The 8485-nt window shown below is 74.4% G+C and carries 8 protein-coding genes; 3 read left to right on the top strand and 5 right to left on the bottom strand.

Going from position 1 to position 8485, the window contains the following annotated elements; translation table 11 throughout:
- Nucleotides 1–141: 141 nt before the first annotated feature.
- The 4 genes from ACR9ZK_RS19295 to ACR9ZK_RS19280 form a co-directional block, all read right to left on the bottom strand.
- The gene (locus ACR9ZK_RS19295; protein WP_481343586.1) at nucleotides 142–930 is read right to left on the bottom strand and encodes a GNAT family N-acetyltransferase; all 789 of its coding nucleotides are present in this window, start codon (nucleotides 928–930) and stop codon (nucleotides 142–144) included.
- Nucleotides 931–1000: 70 nt separating this feature from the next.
- Nucleotides 1001–2989 carry a VWA domain-containing protein gene (locus tag ACR9ZK_RS19290; protein ID WP_481343585.1) on the bottom strand — a complete coding sequence of 663 codons (1989 nt, stop codon included), beginning with the start codon at nucleotides 2987–2989 and terminating at the stop codon, nucleotides 1001–1003.
- A gap of 94 nt (nucleotides 2990–3083) precedes the next feature.
- On the bottom strand, nucleotides 3084–3956 hold the full coding sequence (locus ACR9ZK_RS19285) for a hypothetical protein (protein WP_481343584.1): 873 nt from the start codon (nucleotides 3954–3956) through the stop codon (nucleotides 3084–3086).
- Entirely contained in the window at nucleotides 3956–4780 is an 825-nt protein-coding gene (locus tag ACR9ZK_RS19280; RefSeq protein ID WP_481343583.1) for a hypothetical protein, read from the bottom strand. The genes ACR9ZK_RS19285 and ACR9ZK_RS19280 overlap by 1 nt, the downstream gene beginning before the upstream one ends.
- 145 nt (nucleotides 4781–4925) lie before the next feature.
- On the opposite strand from ACR9ZK_RS19280, the gene ACR9ZK_RS19275 reads away from it, so the two are divergent.
- Both ACR9ZK_RS19275 and ACR9ZK_RS19270 read left to right on the top strand, forming a co-directional pair.
- Nucleotides 4926–5696 carry a DUF4397 domain-containing protein gene (locus ACR9ZK_RS19275; RefSeq protein WP_481343582.1) on the top strand — a complete coding sequence of 257 codons (771 nt, stop codon included), beginning with the start codon at nucleotides 4926–4928 and terminating at the stop codon, nucleotides 5694–5696.
- 227 nt (nucleotides 5697–5923) lie between these two features.
- The gene (locus tag ACR9ZK_RS19270) at nucleotides 5924–6406 is read left to right on the top strand and encodes a class F sortase (protein WP_481343581.1); all 483 of its coding nucleotides are present in this window, start codon (nucleotides 5924–5926) and stop codon (nucleotides 6404–6406) included.
- 16 nt (nucleotides 6407–6422) lie between these two features.
- Here the strand turns inward: ACR9ZK_RS19270 and ACR9ZK_RS19265 are convergent, their stop codons facing one another.
- On the bottom strand, nucleotides 6423–7778 hold the full coding sequence (locus ACR9ZK_RS19265) for a sigma 54-interacting transcriptional regulator (protein ID WP_481343587.1): 1356 nt from the start codon (nucleotides 7776–7778) through the stop codon (nucleotides 6423–6425).
- 224 nt (nucleotides 7779–8002) lie between these two features.
- Here ACR9ZK_RS19265 and ACR9ZK_RS19260 point away from each other — a divergent pair.
- Nucleotides 8003–8485, top strand: a 483-nt coding sequence (locus ACR9ZK_RS19260; RefSeq protein WP_481343580.1) for a nucleotide pyrophosphohydrolase, incomplete at its 3' end; no start/stop codon positions are given.

Genomic DNA, 8485 nt, shown 5'->3' with positions numbered 1-8485 from the left:
TCCGTCGTCGGCAGCGTCAGATGTGTATAAGAGACAGCGGCGACACCCTCCCACCGCTACGTCACTGCTCACTCTGACTGAGCACTGTCGTAGGCGTGGGCGGCACAGCCCCCGAGCCCGCTGACGGGCCGCCCGATCTCGTCAGTCGTCGAGCTCGAGGACGCACGCCGTCCCGAGGTCGACGAAGCCGACGCGGCGGTAGATGTCGGCCGTGGGGTCGGAGCCCGCGGTGAGGAAGACGAGGTCGACGCCGTGCTCGCGACACGTGCTGACGAGCGTGCGGGTGATGGCGCTGCCGTGGCCACGGCCGCGGTGCTTCGGCGGCACGGCGATCCCCATGAGCTCGGCGACGTCCCCCCGCGGCGCGGCCGACCCCGCGCCGCAGAGCCGACCCTCCTCGAACGAGGCGACGACGACGAGCTCGCCGTTCTCGATGAGCTCGGGGCGCTTGCCGGTGTCCTTCGGCTCGACGACGTCACGCTCGCCGAACCCCGCCGACACGGTCCCGATGGCGAGGGCGAGGTGCGGCTCGGCCGGACGCAGCGGGCGGGCCCGCGGGTCCGGTTCGACGACGACGTCGGGGGGCAGGACGAGCAGCGGGTAGCGGCGCGGCTCGTACCCGGCCGCGCGGACCGCGGGCAGCAGCGTCGGCGTCACGTCGTCCACCCACTCGATGGCACGCGGCACGTCCAGGGCCGCCTGCCGCGCGAGGACCCGCTCGACGTCCGACACGGTGAACGCGTCACCGCCGCCGAGGCGCGGCCGCGCGTAGAACTGCCAGCCGGTGCCCTCCTCGGCCAGGAAGAGGGTGAACGGGCCCACCTCCTCGGTCGTGGCCACGGCGCGCGGGACACGGTCGTAGTACGCCTCGATGCGGTGCAGGCGCCGGTCGGCGGGACCGGGCTGGCGGCGCGTGCGCGAGGTCGTCATGCGGCGAGGATGACACCGCCTCCGGGCCGCGGGCCATCCATTTGGCGGTGCCGGTCGGACAGGGCGGGGGTCATCGCCCGCGGCGGCTGCGGAGGTAGTCGGCGACGACGTACTCGCCGAGCCGGGACACGTCCGGGGTGAAGACGCGTCCGCCGGCCCGGCGCGCGACGGCGTCGACGAACCGCGCGAGGCCCGGGTCGTCGCCGAGCATGAAGACGTTGAGCGTGGCGCCCGAGCGTCGCAGCTCGTCGACCTGCGCCACGGTCGCGCGGACCGTCTCGGGCAGGGCCGGCCAGTGGAACGACGGCCGCCCGTCGGCCTCGAGATGGGCCGTCGGCTCGCCGTCGGTGACGACGAGCACGACGGGCTCCGCGTCGGGATGGCGCCGCAGGTGGCGGGAGGCGAGCATGAGCGCGTGCTGGAGGTTGGTGCCCTGCACCCACTCCGGCTCCGCCTCGGTCAGCTCGACGGGCGACAGGCGGCGGGCGGCGAGGTTGAAGCCGATGATCTCGAGCGCGTCGTGGCGGAACCGCGTCTGCACGAGGTGCGAGAGGGCGAGCGCCGTCTGCTTCATCGGCCCCCAGCGTCCCTCCTGGAGCATCGAGAAGGACATGTCGACGCAGAGGGCGACGGCCGCGCGGGCCCGCCGCTCGGTCTCGGCCACCTCGAAGTCCTCGACGAGCAGGTCGACGCCGCCGGTGCCCGACGCAGACCGGTGGGCTGCATTGCGGCGCAAGGCGTTCGAGACGGTGCGGACGGTGTCGATCGGCAGCTCGTCGCCGAACTCCCACTGCCGTGAGAGTCCCGTCAGCTCGTCGGCCTGGCCGGCACTGCGGTCGTCGTGGTCACCCCGGCCGGTGGCGTCGACGCGCTCGAAGACGCGGCGCAGCGCCGTCTCGCCCAGACGCCGGACGGCGCGAGGCGTGAGCCGGAGGCCGTCGTCGCCCCTCGAGACGTAGCCCTGGCGCTCGAGCTCGTGCTCGAGCCGGCGCAGCTGGTCCATGTCCCTGGCGGCGTCGGCGCCGAGGTGCTGCTCGAGACGCTCGACGTCGACGTCGTCGAGGCTCGCGCCGTAGTACGACTGGCCGAGCTGCTCGCCGAGCTGCTCGAGGTCGGCCAGCTCCGCGACGGCGTCGACCGCCTGGCCCCAACCCAGCGACTCGGGTCCCTGCCCCGGGCGCACCGGCGTGGAGCGGTCCAGGCCCGGGCGCAGCGCGCGGAGGTTGTCGGACAGCTGCGCCATCTGCGAGGCGAGATCGGGGTCCCCGAGCGCGTCCGACATCAGCTGGGCCAGCTGCTCGCGCTGCTCCGGGCTCAGCGACGCGAGCAGGCGCTCCGCGGCGGCCTGCCGGCGGGCGAGGGCGTCGATCAGCTCGTCGACGTTCTGCGGGTTCTCGGGGAACATCTCGCCGTGCTTGTCCATGAAGTCGCGGAACCGGTCGTCGGTGTCCTCGCCCCGGGCGTGCGCCGCGAGCAGCTCGTTGAGGTCCGCGAGCATGTCCTTGACCGCCTGCATCGCTCCGGGGTCGTCGCCGGACAGCGCCCGGCGCAACCCCTCGAACTGCGCGCCGACGACCTCGCGCTGGAGCATGCGTCGGATCTGCTCGTAGGTGGCGCGGGCCTCGTCGGAATGCCACTCGTGGTCGGCGAGCGCCCGCACCGCCCCGGCGACGTCGTCGGGGATCGTCGCGAGGTCCATCTCCGCGAGGCGCGCCGCGTCGCCCTCCTCACCGGCGAGGGCGTCGCGCTCCTGGGCGAGCGCCTGGTCGAGCATGGCGCGCACCTGGTCGAGCGTGCCGCCGAGGTCGCCGCGGCGGCGGGCCGCCTCGCGCAGCCGACGGACACGGTCGGCGAGGTCGTCGAGCCCGCGCCGGCCGTCCAGGCCGCGTCGGAGCAGGTCGCGCAGCGACTCCCGGAGGCTGCCGCCGGCGAGGACGTCACGGCCGACCTCGTCGAGCGCCGAGCGGACGTCGAACGGCGGCGCCAGCGGGTCGGGGCCACCGGTCCACGGCCCGTAACGGAAGCGGCCGTGCACGTCGCCGGTGTCGCGAGGGCTCATCGCCCCACGCTACGTCCGGCCCGGGAGGCTGTCGACGGCCGTCGCCGCGCCGCGGATCCCCCCGACCCCCGCGTGGCGGCCTGCGCGTCGCGGCTCACGACGGAGGGCCGAGGCGGAACAGGACGACCGAGCCGAGGACGAGCACCGCGGCTCCTGCGACCTGGCTGCCCATGAGCAGCGACCACGCCTGGATCCCCGGCAGGGAGTCGGACCCGGTACGCAGGCGGTGGAGCAGCACGGCGTCGACGCGTCGTCGCGCGTGGTCGGCGACGATGACCATGACCGCGAACATCACCGTCTTGACGACGAGCACCAGGCCGTAGCCGGTGGAGGGCAGGCCCACCACGTCGGCCCGGCTGCTGCCGACCACGAGGACGACGCTCGACACGACCACGGTCACGACGCACGCCAGCGTCGTCCGCGAGAACGCGCCGACCTCCGCCGACAGCGCGTCGAGGTCGCGCATCGGCAGGCCGGACGCTGCGAGGACGACGACACCGCCGAGCCAGACCGCCGCCGCGACGACATGGGCGAGGAGCGCGACGACGACCAGCCAGGGACGCGGGCCGGGCGCGTCGGCCGGCGCGGCGAGGAACGTCGCCGACAGGACGACGACCGCGAGGCACGCCCAGCCGCGTCGCGGACCGACGATCGGCCCCGCCGCCAGGTCGGGGAACCAGGCGACGAGCGCGGCGAGGGCGGCGAGCCGGACCAGCACGGACGCCCACGTGTCACGCGGGACGTCGCCGAACGGCGTCCCGGTGGTCACGAGGACGACCGGGAGCAGGACGGCGGCGGCGCCCAGCACGTAGACGCCGACGTCGACGAGGAGCAGCTGCCTGCGCAGGTACCGGCCGTCGCGGGCCACAGTGGCCCAGAAGGCGAGCGGCCCTGCGACGAGGACGAACCCGACGAGCGCCGCGGCCTCGTCGAGGAACAGCAGCACCTCCCGAAGCGCGGTGACCATCACGGCCTCGGCAGGTCGAGCTGGAGGACGACGAGCGCACGGTCGACGGGCAGCGGCGCGCGCACCGTCATGGCGCCGCGAACGCCGTCGGAACACACGCGCGCGTCGCCGGTCAGCTCCGGGCAGGTGAGGTTGAGCACGGAGTCGCCCTGGGTGGACACGACGACCGGCGCGTCGGCCGACGACACGAGCGGTGCGACGGCTGCGAGGGAGCGGCCGGCAACGGACGGGACGCTGCGCACCGTGCTGCCGCTGAGGACGTACCGCAGCTCGAGGACCAGCGAGGGTCGCCCGACCACGACGACCTGCCGCGTCGACACCGTGCCGGAGTCGACCGCGACCGGCTGGCCGTCGACGGTCAGCTGCACCTGCAGGGCCACCGGACGGAGGGTGCGGAAGTCGCGGCCCGCCGCCCCGACGTCGGGCGGCCGGAGGGTCAGCCGCGTCAGCTCGGTGGCGAGCACGACCCGTTCGGAGACCTCGAGCGCCCCGTCCGGTGTCGGTGTGACCCGCAGGTGCACGCCGGGCTTGTTGATGCCGGGCCCGCTCGGCGCCCGGGACGTCGGCGTCGCGTGCGGCGGCGTCCTCTTCGGCGCGGGTGTCGGCTTCGAGGGCCTCGAGGGCGTCGGTGACGGCCTCGTGCCGCCCTCGCCGGTCGCCCGCGGCGCGGCAGGCTCCGGACTGCCGGACCGCGTAGTGGAGCCCACCTCCGGCGCATGGGCCCAGACCCACCCGGCCCCGGCCAGCAGGGCCAGGGGCAGGGCGACGCCGGCCCCGTACCGCCGCAGGACGAGGGAGCCCCGCTTGGTGCGTGCGTCCCCCATGGGCCGCATCCCTTCCCCGGCCAGATCCCTCCCCCCGAGAGACCTCCGGTCCCATGAGTCTGACCTATAGTCGATGTCACGGGACCTGTCGGACGGGGGAAACTTTCCGACGGCTCCGGGACTCTCACCTGGGGAGGTGGAGCGCATGGACGTTCGTCGACGCGCGGTCGTGGGGACCGCGGCACTCATGACGACGGCAGGACTCGGCGCGTGGGCCGGGGCGTCGCACGCGGCGGAGCCGCAGGCGCGGATCTACGTGGTCCAGGGGTTGCCCGGACGCACGGTCGACGTCGCCGTCGACGGGCGGACCGAGGCCAGCGGAATGGCCGGGGCCACGCTGTCGAAGGCCATCGACATCACCCCGGGCAAGCACACGATCTCGTTCTCCGACAAGGCAACCCGCATCCTCGCTCGGATGGTCGACCTGCGACGGGGGTCGAGCACGGACGTCGTGCTGCACCTGCCCGTCAACCCGGCGGGGGCCCCGACGGTGACGCTCTACGACAACGCGACCAAGCCCGTGCCGGCCGGCAAGGCGGCGGTCGCCGTGGCGCACACCGCTGCCGTGCCCCCGGCCGACATCCGCGTGAACGGCAAGGTGCTGTTCGCCAACATCGCCAACGGCGAGTCACTCGACCTCGTCGTGCCCGCAGGGACGTACCGGGTCGACATCGTCCCGGCCGGAGCCACCTCGCCGGTCGTCCTCGGGCCGCTCGACCTCGCCGTCAAGGCCGGGTCGCTCAACCGCGTCTTCGCCGTCGGGGACCCGTCGAGCAAGACGATGCGCGTCGTCGTGCAGGTGCTTCCCGTCGGGAGCACCGGGTCGGGCGCCCCGGGCCGGGTCGACACCGGCGCCGGCGGACAGACGGACGCCGGCTCCGCGCTGTCGTTCGGGCCGCTCTCGCTGCACCGGTGACGCCCGGAGGGCTCCGCACGCGCCGTCCGGGGCGACGCGTGGTGGTACCGGTCGTGGTCATGAGCATGGCCGTGCTCCTGAGCCTGGGCGTGGCGGGCTGCGGTTCGCCGGTCACGGCGGCGGGCACGTCGGCGGGGAGGTCGGCAGGCACGGCACCGCAGGCGGCGGGCACGGAAACCGCGACCCCGGCAACAGCAGCGACGGCGAGCGCACCACCGTCTGCTCGCGTGGCCCGCACCGCGGCGAGCGAACGCGTGCGGTTCCGGCCCGAGCGCGTCGTCCTGCCCGGTGGGGAGGACGCACCGGTCGACCCGGCCACCACCGTCGACGGCGTGCTGGCCGTCCCGACCGACATCCGGCGCGTCGGCTGGTGGGACGGCAGCGCGTGGGCCGGTGACCCCTTCGGCACCGTCGTCGTCGCCGGCCACCTCGACGCGCCGGGCCAGGGCCTCGGGTTCTTCGAGCGGCTGGCCCGCCTCCGTCCCGGCGACCCCGTCGTGCTCGAGGGCGAGGGGCACCGGGCCGGCTACCGCGTCACGTCGGTGCGGGCCGTCCCCAAGGCCGCCATCGACGCGTCGAGCGCGGTCTTCGACCAACGGGGCGAGCACCGACTCGTGCTCATGACGTGCGCGGGCCACTTCGACCGGGCGACGCGCAGCTACGACGAGAACCTCGTCGTGACCGCAGTGCCCTCCGGCGCGGCCCGCTGAGCCCGGGCCCGTCGGCTCAGGCCCCGTAGACGGTGCGGCCCGCGACGGTGTCCTTGTCGATGCGACGCGTCAGGTGCAGGCCCTCGAGCACGAACTCCACTGCGGCAGCGACCTGCCCGGGTGACGCGTCGTCGCCGTGGCCGAGCCGGTCGAGGACCTTGCTCAGGCCCGGCACCGTGCCGACCTGGGCCAGCAGCTCGGCACCGGGGATGAGGTCGCCGGTCTCGACGACGGCGCCGTCGGCGAAGAGGTTGGTGAACCCGGTGAGGTCGAGGCCGGCGAGGCGCGCCCGATACGTCTCGGCCGTCGCGAGCCGCAGCAGGTGCGCGAGGACGTCGCGCTCGCGCCCCTCCTCACCCATCTCGAACTCGACCTTGCCGAGCAGCGTGGGCACGACGGTCGGCACGTCGCAGATGCGCGCGACGGCGTAGGCCTCGCCGACGCGGGCCGACCGACGCAGGGCCGAACCGGCCACCCCCTCGGCGGCCGCGATCGCGAACCGCGCGGACACGCCCGACCGCTGGTCGACCGACGCCGACTTGCGCAGGCCTCGGGTGAACCGGGCGATGACCTCCAGCAGGTGCTCGGGCACGTCGGCGACCAGGTGCGCCTCCTGTGCGACGAGCTCCACCTCGTCCGCCACCTCGAGCGGGTAGTGGGTGCGGATCTCGGCGCCGAAGCGGTCCTTCAGCGGAGTGATGATCCGGCCGCGGTTCGTGTAGTCCTCCGGGTTGGCCGTGGCGACGAGCAGGAGGTCGAGGGGCAGTCGCAGCGAGTACCCGCGGATCTGGATGTCACGCTCCTCGAGCACGTTGAACAGCGCGACCTGGATGCGCTCGGCGAGGTCGGGCAGCTCGTTGAGGCCGAAGATGCCACGGTTGCTGCGCGGGACGAGGCCGTAGTGGACGGTCTCGGGGTCGCCGAGCGTGCGGCCCTGGGCGACCTTGACCGGGTCGACGTCGCCGACGAGGTCACCGACGCTGGTGTCGGGGGTCGCGAGCTTCTCGGTGTAGCGCTCGCTGCGGTGTCGCCACACGACGGGCAGGTCGTCGCCGAGCTCGCCGGCGAGGCGTCGGCAGCGCACGCACGACGGCTGGTGCGGGTCGTCGCCGATCTCGCACCCCTCGACGACCGGGCTCCACTCGTCGAGCAGCCCGGCGAGGGTGCGCATGAGCCGCGTCTTGCCCTGGCCGCGCTCGCCGAGCAGAACGAGGTCGTGACCGGCGAGCAGGGCGCTCTCGAGCTCGGGCAGCACGGTGTCCTCGAGCCCGACCATGCCCGGGAACGCGTCCTCGCCCGCTCGGAGGCGGGCGAGGAGGTTGTCGCGGATCTCGGCCTTCACGCTGCGATGGACGTGCCCGGACGCGCGCAGGGCGCCGAGCGTCGCGGGCCGGGAGCCGGTGGGGTTCGAGCCGGTGCCGTCGCTGGTGCCGCTGGTGCCGCCGGTGTCGCTGACGAAGTCGCTCACCACCTCACGCTACGTCCGCCCCGGCGACGTGTCGAAGGGTCGTCCCGGCGGGTGGGCGTCGGACCGACTCGCGGCATGGGGTCCGCCACCGCCCGATGGCCGGGCTCGGCGGGTGGTTGGCTGGGCCCATGGACACCGACGCGTGGCGCGAGCGCATCCGGGCCTTCGCCGACGAGCGCGACTGGGGCCGCTTCCACGACCCGAAGAACCTCGCCATGGCGTTGTCCGTCGAGGTGGCCGAGCTCGTCGAGGTCTTCCAGTGGATGACCCCCGAGGAGTCACGAGCCGTCATGGCCGGCGACCGCGCGGGTGACGTCGCCGACGAGGTCGCCGACGTGCTGACCTACCTGCTGCGCCTCGCCGACGTGCTCGACCTCGACCTCGACGCCGCCCTCGCCTCGAAGGCGCGGCGCAACGCCGAGCGGTACCCGGTCGAGACCTCACGCGGGTCGAGCGCGAAGGCTCCGCCGCTCGGTCGGGCGGAACAGGTGGTGCCGGCGGCGACGGCCGGGCCGCCGGTGCCGCCACCCGTCGAGGTGACCGCACCGGTGCTCGGGGTCGACGCGTGCAGGGTCTGTCTCTTATACACATCTGACGCTGCCGATGACGGA

The sequence above is a fragment of the Monashia sp. HAY1-5C genome, assembly GCF_056755255.1.
Note: the sequence above shows the minus strand (reverse complement) of the source record. Positions and strands in the feature narration are given on the sequence as shown.